Origin of the sequence: Clostridium chromiireducens, from assembly GCF_002029255.1 — a bacterium.
Taxonomy (GTDB): Bacteria; Bacillota; Clostridia; order Clostridiales; family Clostridiaceae; genus Clostridium; species Clostridium chromiireducens.
This window is the reverse complement of sequence record NZ_MZGT01000038.1, coordinates 26,678-46,924: the sequence shown is the minus strand read 5'-3', so window position 1 is coordinate 46,924 and position 20,247 is coordinate 26,678. Positions and strand designations below refer to the sequence as shown.

Sequence of the window (20,247 nt, the reverse complement as noted above, 5' to 3'; positions counted from 1 at the left end):
CTAAATAAAATATTGTATGTAAAATATGGTTATAAGTCATAAATTTGTTCAAAGAAGTTAGTTATAAGGAATGGTGTGCATATGTTTCAAATTATGGATTTTATTAATGAATTAAAAAATTCAAAAAGAGTTCTTATACAAACTCATAATTTCCCAGATCACGATGCAGTAGCATCAGCCTATGGATTAAGCAAGCTTTTGTTGGAGTTTGGAATAAGCTCTCATATTATATATAAAGGGGAGATTCAACGAGATTCACTTGTTAAAATGATAGAAAGTATTAATATAAACATCAGAAAGCATGAAGAATTTGATATAGGTGATGAAGATAGAATAATTGTAGTAGATGGTTGTAAGGGAAATAGCAATGTTGAAGACTTAAAGGGATATGAAATATTAGTAATAGACCATCATGATGTCAATAAACCAGAAAATATCAGATATATTGATATAAGGAGCAGCTATGGAGCTTGCTCAACCATAATTTATACGTACTATAAAGAACTTGGAATAAGTATATCCAAGGATGTAGCTACTGCACTAATTATAGGACTAAACATGGATACAGCTCAACTTACAAGGGGCGTATCAGAGGAAGATGTAAACGCCTTTCATATACTATATGAAAAAGCTAATATTCCATTAGTTAATTCAATACTCAGAAATAATATTAAAACTCAGGATCTAAATTTCTATAAGTACTTAATAGATAACATAAAGATTGATGAGGGAGTTGCGTTCTGCTATTTTGAGGATGGATGTGATCAGAATTTACTTGGAATTCTTGGCGACTTTACATTGTCACTTGAGGAGATTGAGTTTGTAATTCTGTGCGCAAAAAATAATGGGGTAATAAATTTCTCTATTAGAAATGAGAAAAGTAAGTTGAGTGCGGCTGTTGTTATACAAAAAGCATTAAAGGGAATTGGTTTTGGAGGCGGACATAAGGATATGGCTGGGGGTTTAATAAAAGATGTAACAAATTTTAATAAAGAAAAAATATATAAACTTTTCAAGGATATTTTATTGGCGGAGACTTTATAAGGTAAGTTATATAATAATAGCGAATAAAAAGAATCTAGTGAGGAAGCTGAAATAATAGAAAGATGGCTTCTAAAAACAGCTTAATATAAAAAGTAACACTTATTCATGTTTATCATATACTAGGTGATTAGGGTGATAAAAATGAGTAAAATTAAAACATTAATTAAATGTATATTCAAGTATAAAGGAAGACACTATAATGTTGAAGATATAATGCCTAGCTGTTTAGAAAAAGAAACAGCAATGTTTTTATATAAAGACGGTAATTACTCTGATGATATTTATAGGGCAGCTTTAATAAGGATAAGATATGGTGACGATGAGATTCCAAACTTACCTAAAGGAAGCAAGGAAATTGAGTTGGTAGACATTAATGTCGAATGTAATTAAGCACTTACTTTCGTAAGTGCTATTTTTTATGCGTACATATATGGCATTATGTTGTTATTGATGTATGTAGGGAATCATTAATTGCTAATACTATTTTTTAGGATGAAATTTAATTGCACTAGTTTTTATAGGCAAATAATGTTTGTTGGATGCTATCGGAAATTCTGAGTCCTTATGTATAGTTTCCTGTATTAGATAAAATTGGTCTTCGGAGGAAATTGGGTTAGTTTTAGCAGCAAAATTTCCAGAAGTAGAATATTTAATTTCAACTAATATATTACTTGCTAATTCATAAATTTCTTTTTCTATGAAATTCAAAATTTTATCATGATCATTTAAATCCAAATTGAAATTTGAAATTGTTTCAATTGGAAATAATGTAAAGGAATAAGCCACAGCTTCGCCTTGTGATTTATACCATCTATCAATTAATACTACAGCGGCAGTTTTCTTTATTAAGATCTTATTGAAATATTCTGTCGATGGTTCTATACGTAACGCAATACTAACCTCATCAATCGCTTCGTTTAGGCACTTGTATACGGGGTGGCCGATTGTTTCGAGGCCCAAGTCTTTTTGTGGCCTAGATTTTACTATGAAATTTCCTTTGCCTCGAATATTATTCACAAGTCCATCATCTTGAAGTAGTGCAAGTGCTTGTCTTAATGTTGTCCTGCTAACACCAATTAGTTTTGAAAGTTCAGGTTCAGATGGAAGTCTGCTTCCTTCAGGAAAAGTACCTTCGTTTATCATTTTAAAAAGTTGATTATAAACAGTTACATATCTCAATTCCTTAGAGTTTTCAACGATATCAAATTCATTCATAAGAATATCACCTTTCTGAAGTCATAAACGTGTCTAGTTAAAAGCGTAAACATGTCTAGACAAGTATAACGTCTAAATTATATATTTTCAGATAAACATTTCATTTATATTTATTATAACTTAAATTCTATGACAGTGGCAATCAAATTGTTGTAAATAATTTCAGGCGGTGTATTAACCATGTCTGCTTGAGATTTCGTACATATTTTATCGATGTTTTCAATTAAATATAACTAGAAAGATAGGATTAATAAAAGTATTGACAAGGAATATTAGACATGCTATTCTTTTGGTACAGACAATAATACAAGTTGGTAGACAAGTTTGAAGCGTATCCAACATTTTTTAAGAACATAAGTGTAACCGTATTCTTAAGGCGGTTTATCAAATATATGGAGGGATTAGCATGAATTATTCAGAAGGTTCGGGTAAACAATATCATATAGATGTTAAAGAAGGAGAAGTAGGTAAATACGTAATATTGCCGGGAGATCCAAAAAGATGCGAAAAGATAGCTTCTTACTTTGATGAACCAAAGCTTATTGCTGATAAAAGAGAGTATGTTACTTATACTGGATATTTAGATGGCGTTAAAGTAAGTGTTACTTCGACAGGAATAGGGGGACCATCAGCAGCTATAGCTTTAGAAGAACTAGTAAATTGCGGAGCGGATACTTTCGTAAGAGTAGGTACATGTGGTGGAATGGACATAAATGTTAAAGGTGGAGATGTGGTTGTAGCTACAGGAGCGATTAGAGCTGAAGGAACTAGTAAAGAATATGCGCCAATTGAATTCCCAGCTGTTGCAAATTTTGAAGTTGCAAGCCTGCTTACACAAGCATCTAAGGATTTAAATAAAGATTATCATGTTGGAGTAGTTCAATGCAAGGATTCTTTTTATGGCCAACATTCACCAGAAACTAAACCTGTTAGTAATGAATTACTAAACAAGTGGGATGCATGGTTAAAAATGGGATGTCTTGCATCTGAAATGGAATCAGCGGCTTTATTTATAGTAGGAAGTTACTTAAAGGTACGAGTTGGTTCAGTATTTTTAGTTGTTGCAAATCAAGAACGCGAAAAGGCTGGACTTGAAAATAAAATAGTGCATGATACAGAAACTGCTATAGAAGTTGCAATTGAGGGAATAAGAAAATTAATAAAAGCTGACAAAGAGAGAGAAGATAATAAATAAGAATTGAAGAATTATTGCCAATGTCATTTACAGAAGACGATTTGAAATAATAAGTAATTAAAACTAAAATTAAAAGGTGAATTATTAATTAAATGAGAAATTTAATTTTAGAATTATTTTTAGAAAGGGTGGAGTTATGAAAAAATATAATAGAATTTTTACTATAGTAGTAGATTCTCTTGGAATTGGAGAGATGGAGGACTCAAAGGAGTATGGAGATATTAAGGTAGATACCCTTGGGCATATAGCAGAATCAGTAGAAAGCTTTAATATTCCCAACTTACAAAAATTAGGTTTGGGAAATTTACGTCCTATTAAGCACGTGGGCCCAGTTGATAAACCTCTAAGCTATTTCATGAAAATGAGAGAGGCAAGTGTTGGAAAGGATACAATGACTGGACATTGGGAGATGATGGGGTTAAAAATAGAAACGCCATTCCAAACTTTTACTGATACAGGTTTCCCACAAGAATTATTAGATGAGCTTACAAAAAGAACAGGGCATAAAATTGTAGGTAATAAAAGTGCTAGTGGCACAGAAATCCTAGATGAGCTTGGGGAACACCAAATAGAAACAGGAGATATGATCGTTTATACTTCAGCAGACTCTGTTTTGCAAATCTGTGGTCAGGAAGAAACTTTCGGTTTAGAAGAACTTTACCGCTGCTGTGAAATTGCAAGAGAATTGACTCTTAAAGATGAATGGAAAGTTGGAAGAGTTATAGCAAGACCATATTTAGGAATGAAAAAAGGTGAATTTAAACGTACAAGTAATAGACATGACTATGCTTTAAAGCCATATGGAAGAACTGCACTAAATGTATTAAAGGATAATGGCTATGATGTAATATCTGTTGGAAAAATAAGTGATATATATGATGGCGAAGGCATAACAGAATCAAATAAATCAAAAAGTTCTGTTCATGGAATGGAACAGACCTTAGAAATAATGGATAAAGAATTTAAAGGCTTATGTTTTGTTAACCTAGTAGATTTTGATGCGTTATGGGGCCATAGAAGAAACCCGCTTGGTTATGCAGAAGAACTAGAAAAGTTTGATGTTAATTTAGGGAAAGTATTAGATAAACTAAAGGAAGATGATTTGTTAATAATTACTGCAGATCATGGTAATGATCCAACATACAAAGGCACTGATCACACAAGAGAACATGTTCCATTCCTAGCATATTCGCCATCTATGACTGAAAGCGGATTACTTGAAATAAGCAATAGTTTTGCTACAGTTGGAGTAACAATAGTAGAGAATTTTGGGTTAGAAATGCCAGAGAACACAATAGGTGAATCAGTATTAAATAAGTTAATATAGGTCTAAAGGAATGATAATAATTAATGAATAATGCGTTTAACCAAACAAAAGAAAAATCACTAAAAACTTTTATGATAAATATTGCAATAGCGTTGGTTGGAGTTGCTTTTGTAGGATTCGGAATTGCATTTAACTCAGCTGCAATGCTTGGGAATGATGCAGTAGCAATTTTATATGATGGAGTTCGCAACATTTGCGGGCTTCCAATGGATAGCTTAGGGGTAGTAACAAACGTGGTGAACTACGGAATTATAGTAATTGCATTTTTACTTAATAGAAGATACATAAATATTGGAACTTTCATATATACAATTCCTATGGGAACCTTTGTAGGAATAGGCTCTAAAATCTATGAAGCTCTTAATTTTCCACTTATATTAGAGTTTAAAATATTAAGTTCAGTAGTTGGATGTTTAATGTTATTTATAGGACTTGGAATTTTTATCGCAATAGATATTGGATTAGATCCATTTACTGCTTTAGCTATGATATTAAAAGATAAAATAAATTCTCAATATAAAACAGCTAAAATAATTTGTGATCTTAGCTCCCTAGCAATTGGCTTTACACTTGGGGGAAAAGCAGGTGTAGTAACGGTTATGGCAGCTTTATTTGGAGGACCAATTATACAATTTGTATCAGAAGCCGTAAAAAAATCAATTTTGATACATATAAAGGTTCAAAAACAACATTTTGAATACAAAAAATGAAATCTTTGTAGACTAGAATTATGACCAATGTACTAAATCCCCATATTGGGGCGAAGCTGGGGGAAATAGTAAAATAATATCATTAGATATTTTCATAGTATCAGAAAACGCAGAAACATTATTTAAACAATTTGGATTCACATTAGAAAGTACCATAAGTGTAGTTGAGAAGTAGACGAGAATATCCAAGATAGAAATTAAATTTCTATTTTGGATATTTTTTTGTTAAGATTTATAAAAAGTAAATTTATTAGTAAAGGGTTATAATCTTTATACAATCTTTATACAAATATAAGCATTTTAATCCAATCTTTATATATAAAATAGTATTATTTATATATAAAATCGAATTCTGACAAGTAGAAAGCAAATTAGCAAGTAAAGAAATGAGGCGGACACAATGAAAAAGATAGTTTCGATACTTTTATTTTTTATTATGATTAATATTTTTATATCAGGTTCAACTAATGATCCTTATAGTGGTAAATATAAAACTTCGGATAATACAATTTTAGAACTTACTTCAAATGGAAGATGCAAAGTTATAGATAATTTTTATAAGGATGTATTTTACACCTATGGTGAATACACAATAGAAGATAATGAGATAAAAATAACTTTTGATAAAGATAAACGGAATTATTTAAATGTTGAAAGTTTAAAAGGCAAAGTTAAAGGAAGTAGTATAGAATTTTATGATTATACACAAGATGGAAAAGAGTGGGTATATTCAAAAATAGAATAATCCTAGTTTTATTTCATATACTCCTATATAATTTTAGTGAAAAGAAATTAAAATTAACTGAGGTTAGGAGTGATTTAAATAGATATTGATAAAAGACGAAATCCAGATTATCTTTTAAATCAAATAAAGAAAGAAGAAAAAGACTCTTCAAGGGGCAAACTCAAGATATTTTTTGGGTATGCAGCTGGCGTTGGGAAAAGTTATGCCATGCTTATGGAAGCTCATGATATGAAAAAATTAGGGCATGACATAGTAATTGGATATATTGAACCTGATGCGAGGCCGGAAACTATGGCACTGGTAAAGGGGATCGAAAATTTAGATAATAAAATAATTGAATATAAAGGAATAACCTTAAAAGAATTTGATTTAGATAAAGCGCTTGTTAGGAAACCAGAAATAATTTTAGTTGATGTACTTTCTCATACCAATGTGATCACTCAAAGACATAGAAAAAGATGGCAGGATATTGAAGAGCTTTTAGAAGCGGGGATAGATGTTTATACTACTTTAAACGTTCAAAATATTGAGAGTTTAAATGATATTGTTGAAAGTATAACTCATACTTCTATAAGAGATACAATTCCTGATAAGATATTTGATGAAGCTAATAAGGTAGAATTAATTGATATTGAACCCGATGAACTTTTCAAGAGGTCTAGTGATGGAAAAGTATATAGCACGGAACAAACTAAGAATGGCGTAAATAACTTTTTTACTAAGAATAATTTATATGCTCTTAGAGAAATTGCTTTAAGAAGAACTGCAGATAGAGTAAATTATGAAGTTGAAAATGTACGTTTATCAAAAGAACAGATAACTGTAATGCCAACATCAGATGCAATACTTGCATGTATTTCTCCGTCACCATCGTCTTCAAGAATAATAAGAACGGCTACAAGAATGGCAGAAGCGCACCATTCCAAATGGATAGCATTTTATGTTGAAACTACAAAGTCACAAAACTTAAGCGAGGAAGATAGAAAAAGATTAAGTAAACACTTTAATTTAGCAGAGCAGTTAGGTGGAGAAGTAGTAACTGTTCATAGTGACAATACAATTGAGCAAATAATCCAATATGCTAAATTTAGAAATGTTACTAAAATCATTATAGGCAAAAATCATAAGAAGCCAAATGTTTTTTCTCGTTTTTATGCACGAGATATAGTTGATAAGCTTATGGAATCCAATTCATATATAGATGTATATGTTATACCAAATTCAATAACAATTGAAAGAAATGAAACCTCTACTAAAAAGAATAAGATTAAATTTAATTTATCGCTTAAAGAAATTTTGATATCAAGTTTAATTATGTTAATTTCTGCGTTAGCTACAGTATTAATTGATTATTTAGACTATGGTGAAGCTAATATTATTATGATTTTTATCTTAGGAGTTATTATTGTAAATATTAAAACAAGAGGATATCTTTTAGGATTTATATGTTCTGCAATTAGTGTGGTTTTATTTAATTATCTTTTTACAGAACCTCGATATTCATTGCAATTTTATGATAAAAGCTATCTGGTTACATTTCCGATAATGCTTATAGTAGCTTTTACAATAGGTACGCTTACAAATAAGATAAGAAGAGAAGCAGAAAATTCTTTAGCAAGAGAAAATACAACTCAAATTTTATATAGAGTAAGCAGAAAATTATTAAGTGCAACAGGTACTGCAGATGTTGTAGGAATAGGTATAAAATATTTATCAAGGTTACTAGAAAGAACCGTTATCTGCTACTTGGCACAAGAAAATAAACTATCAGCTCCATTCACTTATACAGCAATTAAAGGAGAAAAAGATAGAAGTTTATTAAATAAGGATGAAGAAGCTGTTGCCTATTGGACATTTGTTAATGATAAAGAATCTGGTGCAGGTACTAACACTTTTTATGGAGCAAAAGGATATTATATTCCTTTAAAAAGTCATGGGAAGATATTGGGAGTGTTGGGGATTTCATGCACTAATGGAACTTTAAAACCGAAACAAAAATTTATATTTGAAACAGTTGCTAGTCAAATTTACATAGCATTAGATAGAGAAATTCTTGCAGAAACTCAAAAGAAGTCTAATTTAGAAATTGAAAGTGAAAGATTAAGAAGTAACCTCTTAAGATCAATTTCTCATGATTTAAGAAGTCCTCTTGCAGGTATTAAAGGTGCTGTAAGCACTATTATTGAAACAGGTAATCTTATATCAGAAGAAACTAAAGGAGAGCTGCTACAAGGTATTTATGATGACACTGAGTGGCTTATAAGATTAGTAGAAAACCTTCTTAGTATGACGAGATTTGATGGTGGAAATCTGAAAGTTAGAAAAAGCATTGAAATTGTAGAGGAAGTAGTATATGAGGCAGTTCAAAGGACTTCCAAACGCTTTAAGGATCATAAAATAGAAGTAACAGTTCCTGAAGAGGTAATAATGGTTCCTATGGATGGAAGCTTAATTGAACAAGTGCTTATAAATCTATTTGACAATGCAGTAAAGTTTACACCTAAAGGTTCGGTAATTGAGGTTAAAGTTTATGAAGATAATAAAAATATTATTTTTGAAGTAATTGATAATGGAATGGGAATATCAGAAGAGATATTACCTCATATATTCGAAAGATTTTTTACAAATGGGGATAAGATATCTGATTCAAGGCGAGGTGTTGGGCTTGGACTTGCAATTTGTAAATCTATAGTTGAAGCGCATGGCGGTACAATTGGCGCTTATAATAAAGAAAGGGCCGGGGCTATTTTTAGATTTAATATTCCAAAGGGAGATGAGAAAAATGGACAGTAAACCGTATATTCTTGTAGTGGAAGATGATAAACCTATAAGAAATTTTATAGTAGCATCTTTAAAGGCACAAGGATTTAATTACATAGAAACAGAAAAGGGAACGGAAGCTATTGCGCTTTCTATGTCACATAAACCTGATTTAATAATTTTAGATTTAGGGCTTCCTGATATGGACGGAATCGATGTTATTGCAAATATAAGACAATGGTCAAAAGTTCCTATAATAATTGTTTCAGCAAGGGAAAGTGAAAGACAAAAAATAGAGGCCTTAGATAAAGGGGCGGATGACTATTTGACTAAGCCTTTTGGAATTGGCGAATTACTAGCAAGAGTAAGGGTATCTTTAAGGCATAGTGCATCAAGTACTAATGAAAAGGAAAATATAGAAATTTTTAAAGTTAAGGGCTTAGTCGTTAATTTTGATAAGAGAAAAGTGATTATAGATAATGAAGATATTCACTTAACTCCAATAGAATATAAGATAATGGCACTTCTTTGTAAGTATTCTGGTAAGGTGTTAACCCACAATTTTATTATTCATGAAATTTGGGGATCTGCAGTAGGAAATGAAACTCAATCTCTTAGAGTTTTTATGGCTAGTCTTAGAAGAAAAATTGAAAAGAATCCAGCGGAGCCTCAATATATTTATACTGAAGTTGGAGTAGGGTATAGGTTGGCAGAGGATTAATTTTTAGCTGTCTGTTTATAAACTTCAATAATTTTAGTTAATATTAGACAAAATTATACTAATTATTATGCTTGAAAGAGGCATACTATATTTATATTTTTATTTATTGAAAAGGATGATTAATATGAAATCAACTATAAAACATAATGGTATCAGTAAATTAAGTTTAGGCGGAATATTAGTTGCATTAGGTGTAGTTTATGGAGATATTGGAACGTCACCTCTTTATGTAATGAAATCAATTGTTCAAGGTAATGGCGGTTTAGAACATATATCTGAAGATTTTATTCTTGGATCCTTATCATTAATTTTTTGGACGATAACTATTTTAACAACAATAAAATATGTTTTTGTTACATTGAAGGCGGATAATAAAGGTGAGGGTGGAATTTTCTCTCTTTTTACTTTGGTTCGTAATCGTGCAAAGTGGCTTATTATTCCAGCTATGCTTGGTGGTTCGGCCTTACTTGCTGATGGGATGTTAACCCCTGTTGTATCTGTAACTTCGGCAGTTGAAGGATTAGAGCTTATTCCAAGTTTTAACGCTCTTTTTGGTAGTAATCAAGATATTATTATTATCATTGTAATAGTAATATTAAGTATACTTTTTTTTATTCAGCATTTTGGAACTGATTTAATCGGAAAAATGTTTGGACCAGTAATGCTTGTTTGGTTTTCGATGTTGGCAATTTTAGGGATTATGCAAATTTCTCATGATTGGGCTCTATTACGTGCATTGTCTCCATACTATGCAATCAAGATTCTTCTTAGCAGTGAAAACAAATTAGGATTCTTTATTCTAGGCAGCGTATTTTTAGCAACAACAGGTGCAGAAGCACTTTATTCGGACCTTGGGCATGCTGGTAGGAAGAATATTTATGCCTCTTGGCCTTTTGTTAAAGCCTGTTTATTATTAAATTATTTTGGTCAAGGAGCTTGGGTTTTATCTGCTAGAAAAAATCCTATGTATATAAATGTAGAAGGCTTAAATCCATTTTTTCAAATGGTCCCAAATAGCTTTTTGATTTGTAGTATAATAATTTCAACGTTGGCTACAATTATTGCTTCTCAAGCATTAATTTCAGGATCTTTTACCCTTGTTTCTGAAGCGATTAAATTAAATTTATTTCCTAGATTACATATAATGTATCCATCTAGATCTAAAGGGCAATTGTATATCCCTTCAATTAATAAACTTTTATGGATTGTTTGTATTGGACTTATTCTACACTTTAGAAGTTCCGAAAATATGGAAGGTGCTTATGGATTATCAATTACTGTTACTATGCTGATGACAACTATTCTACTATTTAACTACTTATTAAAACAAAAGGTTTCATCTACTATTGCCATTAGTATGCTAATTTTCTTTGGTATATTTGAAGTTTCTTTCTTTATTGCAAATGCTGTTAAGTTTATGCATGGTGGATATGTAGCAGTTTTAATTGCTTTAGCATTCTTATCTGTTATGTATATATGGATTCAAGGTCACTATACTAAAATCCGCTTACTACAGTATGTAAAAATTGAAGATTATAAAGCGCAGCTAAATCTCTTGCGAAAAGATACTGATAGACCTAAATACGCAACAAATCTTGTATATTTAACTAATTCAGAATATGCAGAGAAAATTGAAAGAAATATAATGTACTCCATCTTAGATAAAAGACCTAAGAAAGCAGATGTGTATTGGTTTGTTAATATTGTTGTTACTGATAACCCTTATGATGCAGAGTATGAAGTTGAAACCTTTGGAACTTTTTATATTGTGAAAGTCCAATTAAGACTTGGCTTTAGAGTAGAACAAAGATTAAATGTGTATTTACGTCAGATCTCTACTGAGTTAGTTAAAAGCGGAGAAATAAACATTCAATCTAGAAACTATACTATTATGCCTGATAGAAGAGTTGGTGATTTTCGTTTCTCTTTAATTGTAGAACAGCTTTCATATGAAACAGAATTGGGTTTTTGGGAAGCCTTCATATACAGAGCTAAGTTATTTATAAAAAGATTTACTGTTTCTCCAACAAGATGGTTTGGGCTTGATACTAGTGATGTTGATATTGAAAATGTTCCACTCTTTTTAAGCAGCTGTAATCAAGAACTTTTAAAAAGAGCTTCAAAGTAATCTTATAAAATTAAGTTCAATTTTCATTGAACAGCCACAAATTTGTGGGCAATAGAAATTTTATTTTAGAGTTATATATCAGATTAGTTTTGTTACAGTTTCATAAAAAAGAATGGTCTACAATATGCTAGTAGATCATTCTTTTTTCTTCAGAACTTTAAAAAGTTTAAAATTAGGATATACTTTCAATGATAAGTAGCATATTGTAAGGTAAGTGCAGAGATGAAGGTTGTTTCTAAAAGGATAGAAATGATAGCTTATTTTAGGAAAGACGGAAAAATCAATCCTATAAGATTTAGAATTGAAGAAGAAAATAAATGCCAAGTGATAAAGATTATAAAAAATCCTGTTTTATTTTGGGAAAACAGGATTTTTTTATTGTAAGCAATAGTATTAGTTCAAAAATTCTATCAAAGACTTATTGGTAAGTCCGGTAAGTTCATCTCGTCTAGAATAAAGTAAGTGACATGTCAGAATAGAAAAGTATTAAGTGACTATACAAAAAGATATTTGTTGGATACAATAGATGTGAAATTATTTATAAACGAGGAGTATTATAATATGAAATATTATTTTGCACCCTTAGAAGGTGTTACTGGATATATATATAGAAATGCATATGAAACTTTTTTTGGACAAATTGATAAGTATTTTATGCCATTTATCTCACCAACTAAAAATAAGGGGTTTACTTCAAGAGAATTAAATGATGTATTACCTGAGCATAATCAAGGCCTTATTGTAGTTCCGCAGATACTTACTAATAATTCAGAGCATTTTATTGGTACAGTGAACGAATTAACTAAGTTTGGCTATGATGAGATTAATTTAAATTTGGGATGTCCATCTGGTACAGTTGTTGCAAAGTGTAAAGGTTCAGGTTTTCTTTCACGAAGAAAGGAGCTGGATGAATTTTTAGAGGAGATATTCTCAAAGGCAACAACGAAAATTTCTATAAAGACAAGAATCGGAAAAGACTCACCAGATGAATTTTATGAGTTAATTAAAATTTTTAATAAGTATCCTCTAGAGGAGCTTATAATCCACCCGAGAATACAAACGGATTATTACAAGAACAAACCGAATATGGTGGTATTTAAAGATGCACTATCATTAAGCAAAAATCCTGTTTGCTATAATGGGGACATTTTTAACGTAAAGAATTATGAAGAATTGATAGAAATGTATCCAAATCTAGATACTGTAATGCTAGGCAGAGGTATCATTGCAAATCCGGTATTAATAAGCGAAATTAAGAATAATAATATCATAGATAAACAAGTCGTTAAAGAATTCCATGATGCAGTTTGCACAGGCTATCAGAAAGTCCTTTCTGGAGATAAGAATGTATTATTTAAAATGAAAGAATTATGGTTTTATATGATACATTTGTTTGCGGATAGTGATAAATATGCAAAGAAAATAAGAAAAACAGATAGCTTAAACGAATATAAATCAATTATATCAAGGCTGTTTCAAGAACTTGAGATAGAAAATACACCTTTGCGTGAATTTTAATATTATGAGCAGTGTTGCATGGAAGTATTTTGTTTATTTGTTTTGCGCTGTTAGAAGAAATAATATTTATAGAAGCTAGTATTAAAGGCTGCCAGTAAATTTGGGAGCCTTTAATTTAAATTACATGTTAATTAGCTAATTATTTCTTTATAAGGGATTCTGACTGCAACTCCTGTGCTGTCAAATTCATATGGTATGCCGTCAAGAGGATTTTTTCTATCTACCAAATTTATTCCCATATTGTAAGATACTTCAGCCATAGCTTTAGCATCTTGAAGTACAGAACCAGTCATAGTACCTTGCTTAATTAACTCCTGAGCTTCTGGTATACCATCGACACCAACTACAGGTATGGTTTTAGTATTGTCTCCTTTATTATAGCCGTATTTTTGAAGCGCTTCTATTGCACCTACTGCCATCTCATCATTATTAGAAATAATAGCCTCAATGTTTCTGCCATATTGCAAATAAAGTGCCTCTACTATACTTCGAGCTGAATCTCTATTCCAATCAGCTACCCTCAGATCAAGTTCTTGAGTTCTAAGACCCGCCTTATTGATAGTTGAAATAGAATATCTCGTTCTTTCTATAGCTTCTATGTTATCTCGCTCTCCCATTAGCATAATATATTGCATTATACCGTCATTGTTTGTATCAAGACTCTTATTGGAATTCCATGCATTAATTAAAATTTGACCTTGCAGTGTCCCAGCTTGTGATGCATTTGTTCCTACAAAAAATGCTTTATTATAGGATCTTACGTCTTCTATATTAATGGGTTCTCTATTAAATAAAATTACTGGAATACCTGTTTCTTTAATTCTATCAATCACTACTTTAGAATTATTTGTATCTACAATATCCAACAATATAAGGTCGGTATCTCTTATGTTTAATACTGTATTAATATCTCTACTTTGAACTGCTTGATCATCCATTCCATCGTAAAAAGTAAATTCAACTTTTCCTTGATTATTCCTCTGAATTTCCTCGAAATTTTGTCCAACTAAGGATATATATCTATCTTTAAAATCATATATGAATACAGCTATTTTTATAGGTGTTTGATTTGAAGGAGAAGTTACCTCAGCATTAATATTGTTACTACAATAATTTAACATTATTAAGAATGTAATAAATAATATCTCTAGTGTTGACGCTATTAGCCTTAATTTCCTCATTGAAATCATCTCTTTCGCTTTTGTAGATATAGTTATTATTATCGTTAGGACATATAAATATTTATCTTATTTTATTTGTAAATTACATTACAAGGGAAAATCTTTATTCAATTAATATATTTAACAAATACTAATAATATACTTAAGTATCAGATAATAAGTTAGGAGCGGAGTAATGATAGAAGATGAATTTTTTACTTTTAGAGAATATATGAGAAAAAATCAAAGCCTCTTATCACCTTCAGCTGAGGATTATATGGAAATGATCTATAGACTTTCAAGTAAGAGCGGATTTATAAGGGCTAATGATCTTGCAGCTGCATTGAATGTACAGCCATCTTCAGTTACTAAAATGATACAGAAACTAGCAAATTTAAATTTAATTAAATATGAGAAATATGGTGTAATTATTCTTAGAAGCAGGGGAATGAAAATAGGAAAGTACTTATTAAAACGTCATGATCTAATTGAAGAATTTCTAAAACTACTTAATATATCAGATGATTTATTGGAAGAAACGGAAAAGATTGAACATACTATAAGCAGTAATGTTTTATATGGAATGATTGACTTGATAAATTTTTTTAACAAGTATCCTGATTTGATGGAAAAGTTCAATGAATATAGAAATGTGAAAGATAATAGTAAATAAGTACAGGTGATTCCAGAATCACCTGTACTTATTGGATTGGCTTAATAATAATATTTATTATAATTTATAAAAATAATAATAAGCTTACTGCCATAACTACCATCCCAGCTACAAGGCCATATATTGAAAGATGATGTTCACCATATTCTCTTGCTGAAGGGAGTAATTCATCTAGAGATATAAATACCATTATTCCTGCCACAGATGCAAAGAGTATACCAAATACTAAATCATTAATGAAAGGCATTAATATTAAATAACCTACAAGTGCACCTATGGGTTCAGATAGACCGGATAAGAATGAATAAAAGAACGCCTTTTTCTTATCGCCAGTAGCATAGTAAACAGGTACTGATACTGCTATTCCTTCAGGAATATTATGGATTGCTATAGCCACAGCAATTGGTATTGCTATAGAAGGTTCCTGCAGCGCAGAGATAAAAGTTGCTAAACCTTCTGGAAAATTATGAATTCCAACAGCTAATGCAGTGAATATCCCCATTCTTAGGAGTTTAGTATCTAAATGTCTATTGTTATTATTTATGTCTTCAATTTTATACATGTCATGTGGATTTTCGCCGCTAGGGATTAATTTATCAATAAGTGCAATTAAAAGCATACCAGCAAAAAATGAGATTACAGTAATCCATGAGCCGACTTTTAGACCAAGTTCATTTGTAAGAGAATCTTTTGCTTTAAAGAATATTTCTATCATAGAAACATAAATCATTACACCGGCAGAAAATCCAAGACTTATAGATAGAAATTTAGTATTTGTTTTTTTAGTAAAGAATGCAATAGCGCTCCCTATACCAGTACATAGACCAGCGAAAAGAGTCAATCCAAAAGCAAATAAAATATTATTCATTTTAACCTCCGTGTTACTTATAAATAATAGTATAATACATTTGAATAAAAATAAATATTAGATAACAATTGATATATTTTATATTATACTAGAAAATGGATAAATGTATAAGTAATTTAAAAGCTTTTATGAATAATCATAAAAAGGTTGGCAACTTTTTAGGTTACAACCTTTTATTGAATTACACTAAGCTAATCCTAAGAGTCTAAAAATTATACTTGTCATAAAACACACAGAAATTGCAATGCAAGTAGGAAGTAGAGCTGCAATGGCTGTCCATTTTAAGCTCCCTGTTTCTTTTTTTATTGTTAAAAGAGTTGTAGCACATGGCCAGTGTAATAAGCTAAATAACATAGTATTTAGTGCTGTAAGGTAAGTCCATCCATTATTTAATAATATTTCTCTTAAAGAATCTATGCTATTAAATTCAATCATAGAGCCTGTCGATAGATAACACATCATGAGTATTGGAAGTACAATCTCGTTTGCAGGTAATCCTAATATAAAGGCCATTAATATATATCCATCAATGCCAATAATTTGAGCAAAAGGATCAAGAAAAGCTGCAACATGTCCAATAATACTTGAATCACCAATATATATATTAGCAAGTATCCAGGTTATTGCGCCAGCTGGAGCAGCTATAACTGCAGCTCTCCAAAGTACAAATATAGTTCTGTCAATTATTGAAGTATATAAAACTCTCCCTATTTTAGGAACTCTATAAGGAGGAAGTTCCAAAGTGAATGTAGATGGTACTCCTTTTAAAATTGTCTTAGATAATCCATAAGATACTAACAAAGTTACAGATATACCTATAATAACTAAGGCGGTAACTGATAAAGCAGGTAAAAAACTAAATTCACTTCCGCCTTTTGAAACTAGGAAAACTGTAGCTATAGCTATTAGGGTAGGGAATCTTCCATTACATGGAACAAAATTATTTGTTAAGATTGCTATAAGCCTTTCTCTAGGAGACTCAATTATTCTACAAGAGATTATTCCAGCGGCATTGCAACCAAATCCCATACACATTGTTAAGCATTGTTTACCGTGGGCACAAGCCTTTTTAAATAAATGATCGAGGTTAAAAGCTACTCTTGGCAGGTATCCTAAATCTTCAAGTATTGTGAATATAGGAAAGAATATTGCCATTGGTGGAAGCATTACAGACACAACCCATGCTAAGGTTCGATACAGTCCAAGTATAAGAATTCCGTGAAGCCAGCTTGGGGCATTCATGTTTGTAAACCATAAAGTAAGCTTATCCTCAAGGGCAAAAAGTACATTTGCTATCATTTCAGATGGGATATTTGCACCAGTTATTGTAACCCAGAACACTGCCGCTAAAACTAAAAGCATTAGCGGAATACCAAATATTTTTGAAGTTATATAATTATCAATCACTCTATCTCTGTTCATTTTTGATTTATCTTCTTTTACATATTTATCTCTTACTTCTTCAGCTTTTATATAAATTTCCTTAGAAATATCATCTCTTATATTTCTATTTTCATCATGAAGGTTAGATTCTTTTACAATATTCATTATTTCTTCTAATGAATTGCTATCTATATTGCTAGAAATAGAAGCTATTAATTTTTTATCACCATCGATAATTCTTAAGGCAAGCCATCTAGAAGTTATATTTTGTATATTTTTTTCTATAATAGGTTGAATGGTTTTAATTTTTTCTTCTATATAGTTATCATACATCAGAACTTTAGGATTTGGTTTTATTTGACCAGTTGTAACTTTATATACTGCGTCCTTTAGTTCTTTTATACCTTGTCCGCTCTTAGCTGCACATAAAACTACAGGAATTCCAAGTTCTTGTTCAATTCCTTTAGCATCTATTGTTATATTTTTCTTTTTTGCTTCATCAATAAGATTGATGCATAGTATTACATTTTGCCTTAACTCCATAACTTGAAAGACAAGATTTAAGTTTCTCTCTAGACAAGTTGCATCAGTAACAACTATTACAGCATCTGAATTTCCGAAACAAATAAAGTCTCTTGCTACCTCTTCTTCTACAGATGAAGCAAATAATGAATAAGTTCCAGGAATATCAACTAAGATATTTTCTTTACTGTTATGAGTAAATTCTCCTCTTGCGTTTACTACTGTTTTACCGGGCCAATTGCCAGTATGCTGATGAAGTCCAGTTAGGGAATTAAATACAGTACTTTTTCCAGTGTTAGGATTACCAGCAAGTGCAATAATGTATTGGGATTCCTTTTTTTCTATTTTAAATATGTCTGTTAGTGAACTATTTTTTGTTGATTCAAATGTTAGACCCATTATAGCCTCCTAAAATATAATATTATTATAAAAAGCAGGTAATACCTGCTGTTTTAGCATTCATTAACAGATATTAAAGAAGCTTCTTCATTTCTAAGAGCTATCATAGCACCGCGAATATCATAGACTGTGGGATCTCCAGAAGGCCCTTTTCTTATCACTTCTATCTTTGCGCCTTTTGTGAGTCCAAGAGCAAGAAGTCTTTCTCTTAGCATACCTGTTGCAGACAAATTTTCAACTTTAGCAAAGTTTCCTACTGAAATATTATTAAGATTTAACATATTATTTCCTCCTTCAAATAGAACATTTTAAATTTTTAAGCTAAAAGTTTATTCTTAAGTTAAATATTTTTCCTAAGGCTAACTCTATAAATATAAAATCGTATGGGCATGGTAGAAGTTATAATTAGAGTTAAAAAATAATTTCATATAGGCAAAAAAATTATACTGTACTAAAAAAGTTTCCTTCGACTAACTTTAATACAATTTATGATTAGATATTTAAAAATGTGACATCTGACAAAATACATTTAATTTTATATTAGTACAGATTAGATCTTTTACTTCTTGATATAAAAATAATACTGTAATACTATAAAGGTATTACGTATTATTTATTTAAAAGATAAGGGGACATAAAATATGAACAGAATAGAACTCCTAGCACCAGCGGGAAATTTAGAGAAACTTAAAACTGCTATAGATTTTGGTGCTGATGCAGTATATCTTGGAGGAAATAAATTAAACTTAAGGGCGGCTGCAGATAATTTTACAATAGAACAATTAAAGGAAGGTCTTGAATATGCACATTCAAGAGGAAGGAAAGTACACGTTACGCTAAATGTAATTCCACATGATGAAGATTTAGTGGGAGTAGAAGAATATCTAAGGGAATTATATGAAGTAGGTGTTGATGCTGTACTTATTGCTGATCCAGGAATAATGAGTATAGTAAAGGAAGTTGTACCAGAACTTGAAATACATTTAAGTACTCAGGCCAACAATTTAAATTATAAATCTGCTTTATTTTGGCATAAGGTTGGAGTAAGCAGAGTTGTGGCGGCAAGAGAAATGAGTCTTGAAGATTTAAAAAAATTAAGAAAAGAATTACCAGAAACTTGCGAGATAGAAGCATTTGTACATGGATCAATGTGTGCATGTTATTCTGGTAAGTGTTTATTATCAACTTACATAACTGGCAGAGATGCAAATAGAGGAACTTGTACTCAGCCTTGTAGATTCAAATATCATCTATTTGAAGAAGGAGAAACAGGAGACTATCAAAAAATTACAGAGGGCGATAATACAGTTAATCTTATGAGCTCAAAGGACCTATGCATGATAGAGCATATTCCTGAACTTATTGAAGCTGGCATAAATTCTTTGAAAATTGAAGGAAGAATAAAAAGTTCATATTATGTAGCATCTGTTGTAAAAGCTTATAGAGAAGCAATTGATAAATACATGGAGGATCCTAAAAACTATAAATTTAATCCTAAATGGATGGAGGAGATTCAGAAACCTAGCCATAGACCATATACAACAGGTTTCTATTTTGATGAAAAAATCAGACAAAGTTATGAAAGCTCAGCATATATACAAAATTATGATATGGTAGGTATTGTGAAAGATTATAATAAGGAAACTTACGTCGCAACGATACAACAAAGGAATAAAGTTAATAATGGAGATTTTGTTGAAGTTTTAGCCATAAAAGGCGATAACAAGTTCACAAAAGTTGAGGATATGAGAAAAGAAAATGGGGAAGTTATAGAAAGTGCAAATATTCCACAAATGATTTTTACTGTACAATGTCATGATGAATTGAAGGTTGGAGATATACTTGTAAAAAGAAAAGATATCTAAATCATAGCACTTCA

18 protein-coding genes are annotated in these 20,247 nt (G+C 30.8%); 13 read left to right on the top strand and 5 right to left on the bottom strand.

Annotation, left to right across the window (positions count from 1 at the left end):
- Positions 1–93: 93 nt before the first annotated feature.
- Complete coding sequence (locus CLCHR_RS14360; protein ID WP_242966064.1) at positions 94–1,044, top strand: DHH family phosphoesterase; 951 nt, start codon at positions 94–96, stop codon at positions 1,042–1,044.
- A gap of 141 nt (positions 1,045–1,185) precedes the next feature.
- Positions 1,186–1,434, top strand: coding sequence for a hypothetical protein (locus CLCHR_RS14355; protein ID WP_079440524.1), 249 nt, complete (start codon positions 1,186–1,188; stop codon positions 1,432–1,434).
- Between the two features lie 90 nt (positions 1,435–1,524).
- Here CLCHR_RS14355 and CLCHR_RS14350 read toward each other — a convergent pair whose 3' ends face one another.
- Positions 1,525–2,259 carry a GntR family transcriptional regulator gene (locus tag CLCHR_RS14350; RefSeq protein ID WP_079440523.1) on the bottom strand — a complete coding sequence of 245 codons (735 nt, stop codon included), beginning with the start codon at positions 2,257–2,259 and terminating at the stop codon, positions 1,525–1,527.
- Positions 2,260–2,665: 406 nt separating this feature from the next.
- Between CLCHR_RS14350 and udp the strand changes: the two genes are divergently transcribed.
- From udp to CLCHR_RS14310, 9 genes are all read left to right on the top strand, one after another.
- Entirely contained in the window at positions 2,666–3,454 is a 789-nt protein-coding gene (udp, locus tag CLCHR_RS14345; RefSeq protein WP_079440522.1) for a uridine phosphorylase, read from the top strand.
- Between the two features lie 136 nt (positions 3,455–3,590).
- On the top strand, positions 3,591–4,781 hold the full coding sequence (locus tag CLCHR_RS14340) for a phosphopentomutase (protein WP_079440521.1): 1,191 nt from the start codon (positions 3,591–3,593) through the stop codon (positions 4,779–4,781).
- A gap of 23 nt (positions 4,782–4,804) precedes the next feature.
- Positions 4,805–5,491, top strand: a complete 687-nt coding sequence (locus CLCHR_RS14335) for a YczE/YyaS/YitT family protein (protein WP_079440520.1) — start codon at positions 4,805–4,807, stop codon at positions 5,489–5,491.
- 400 nt (positions 5,492–5,891) lie between these two features.
- On the top strand, positions 5,892–6,236 hold the full coding sequence (locus tag CLCHR_RS14330) for a hypothetical protein (RefSeq protein ID WP_079440519.1): 345 nt from the start codon (positions 5,892–5,894) through the stop codon (positions 6,234–6,236).
- Positions 6,237–6,314: 78 nt separating this feature from the next.
- The gene (locus CLCHR_RS14325; RefSeq protein ID WP_079440518.1) at positions 6,315–9,029 is read left to right on the top strand and encodes a sensor histidine kinase; all 2,715 of its coding nucleotides are present in this window, start codon (positions 6,315–6,317) and stop codon (positions 9,027–9,029) included.
- The gene (locus CLCHR_RS14320) at positions 9,019–9,717 is read left to right on the top strand and encodes a response regulator (protein WP_079440517.1); all 699 of its coding nucleotides are present in this window, start codon (positions 9,019–9,021) and stop codon (positions 9,715–9,717) included. The genes CLCHR_RS14325 and CLCHR_RS14320 overlap by 11 nt, the downstream gene beginning before the upstream one ends.
- A 124-nt stretch (positions 9,718–9,841) precedes the next feature.
- Entirely contained in the window at positions 9,842–11,845 is a 2,004-nt protein-coding gene (locus CLCHR_RS14315) for a KUP/HAK/KT family potassium transporter (protein WP_079440516.1), read from the top strand.
- Between the two features lie 222 nt (positions 11,846–12,067).
- The gene (locus tag CLCHR_RS24820) at positions 12,068–12,229 is read left to right on the top strand and encodes a hypothetical protein (RefSeq protein ID WP_169896801.1); all 162 of its coding nucleotides are present in this window, start codon (positions 12,068–12,070) and stop codon (positions 12,227–12,229) included.
- Between the two features lie 177 nt (positions 12,230–12,406).
- Positions 12,407–13,363: a tRNA dihydrouridine synthase gene (locus CLCHR_RS14310; RefSeq protein ID WP_079440515.1), complete on the top strand. Its 957-nt coding sequence runs from the start codon at positions 12,407–12,409 to the stop codon at positions 13,361–13,363.
- A 131-nt stretch (positions 13,364–13,494) separates the two neighbouring features.
- Here the strand turns inward: CLCHR_RS14310 and CLCHR_RS14305 are convergent, their stop codons facing one another.
- Complete coding sequence (locus CLCHR_RS14305; RefSeq protein WP_079440514.1) at positions 13,495–14,544, bottom strand: galactose ABC transporter substrate-binding protein; 1,050 nt, start codon at positions 14,542–14,544, stop codon at positions 13,495–13,497.
- A 175-nt stretch (positions 14,545–14,719) separates the two neighbouring features.
- On the opposite strand from CLCHR_RS14305, the gene mntR reads away from it, so the two are divergent.
- Positions 14,720–15,196 (top strand): transcriptional regulator MntR, encoded by a 477-nt coding sequence (gene mntR / locus CLCHR_RS14300; protein ID WP_079440513.1) that lies wholly within the window; start codon positions 14,720–14,722, stop codon positions 15,194–15,196.
- Between the two features lie 64 nt (positions 15,197–15,260).
- On the opposite strand, the gene zupT is transcribed toward mntR, so the two are convergent.
- The 3 genes from zupT to CLCHR_RS14285 all read right to left on the bottom strand — a co-directional run bounded on the left by zupT (position 15,261) and on the right by CLCHR_RS14285 (position 18,649).
- Positions 15,261–16,064, bottom strand: a complete 804-nt coding sequence (zupT, locus tag CLCHR_RS14295) for a zinc transporter ZupT (RefSeq protein ID WP_079440512.1) — start codon at positions 16,062–16,064, stop codon at positions 15,261–15,263.
- A gap of 186 nt (positions 16,065–16,250) precedes the next feature.
- Positions 16,251–18,368, bottom strand: a complete 2,118-nt coding sequence (feoB, locus tag CLCHR_RS14290; RefSeq protein WP_079440511.1) for a ferrous iron transport protein B — start codon at positions 18,366–18,368, stop codon at positions 16,251–16,253.
- Positions 18,369–18,421: 53 nt separating this feature from the next.
- Positions 18,422–18,649: a FeoA family protein gene (locus tag CLCHR_RS14285; RefSeq protein ID WP_079440510.1), complete on the bottom strand. Its 228-nt coding sequence runs from the start codon at positions 18,647–18,649 to the stop codon at positions 18,422–18,424.
- A gap of 360 nt (positions 18,650–19,009) precedes the next feature.
- Between CLCHR_RS14285 and CLCHR_RS14280 the strand changes: the two genes are divergently transcribed.
- Positions 19,010–20,233 carry a peptidase U32 family protein gene (locus CLCHR_RS14280; RefSeq protein WP_079440509.1) on the top strand — a complete coding sequence of 408 codons (1,224 nt, stop codon included), beginning with the start codon at positions 19,010–19,012 and terminating at the stop codon, positions 20,231–20,233.
- The last annotated feature ends 14 nt before the right edge of the window (positions 20,234–20,247 follow it).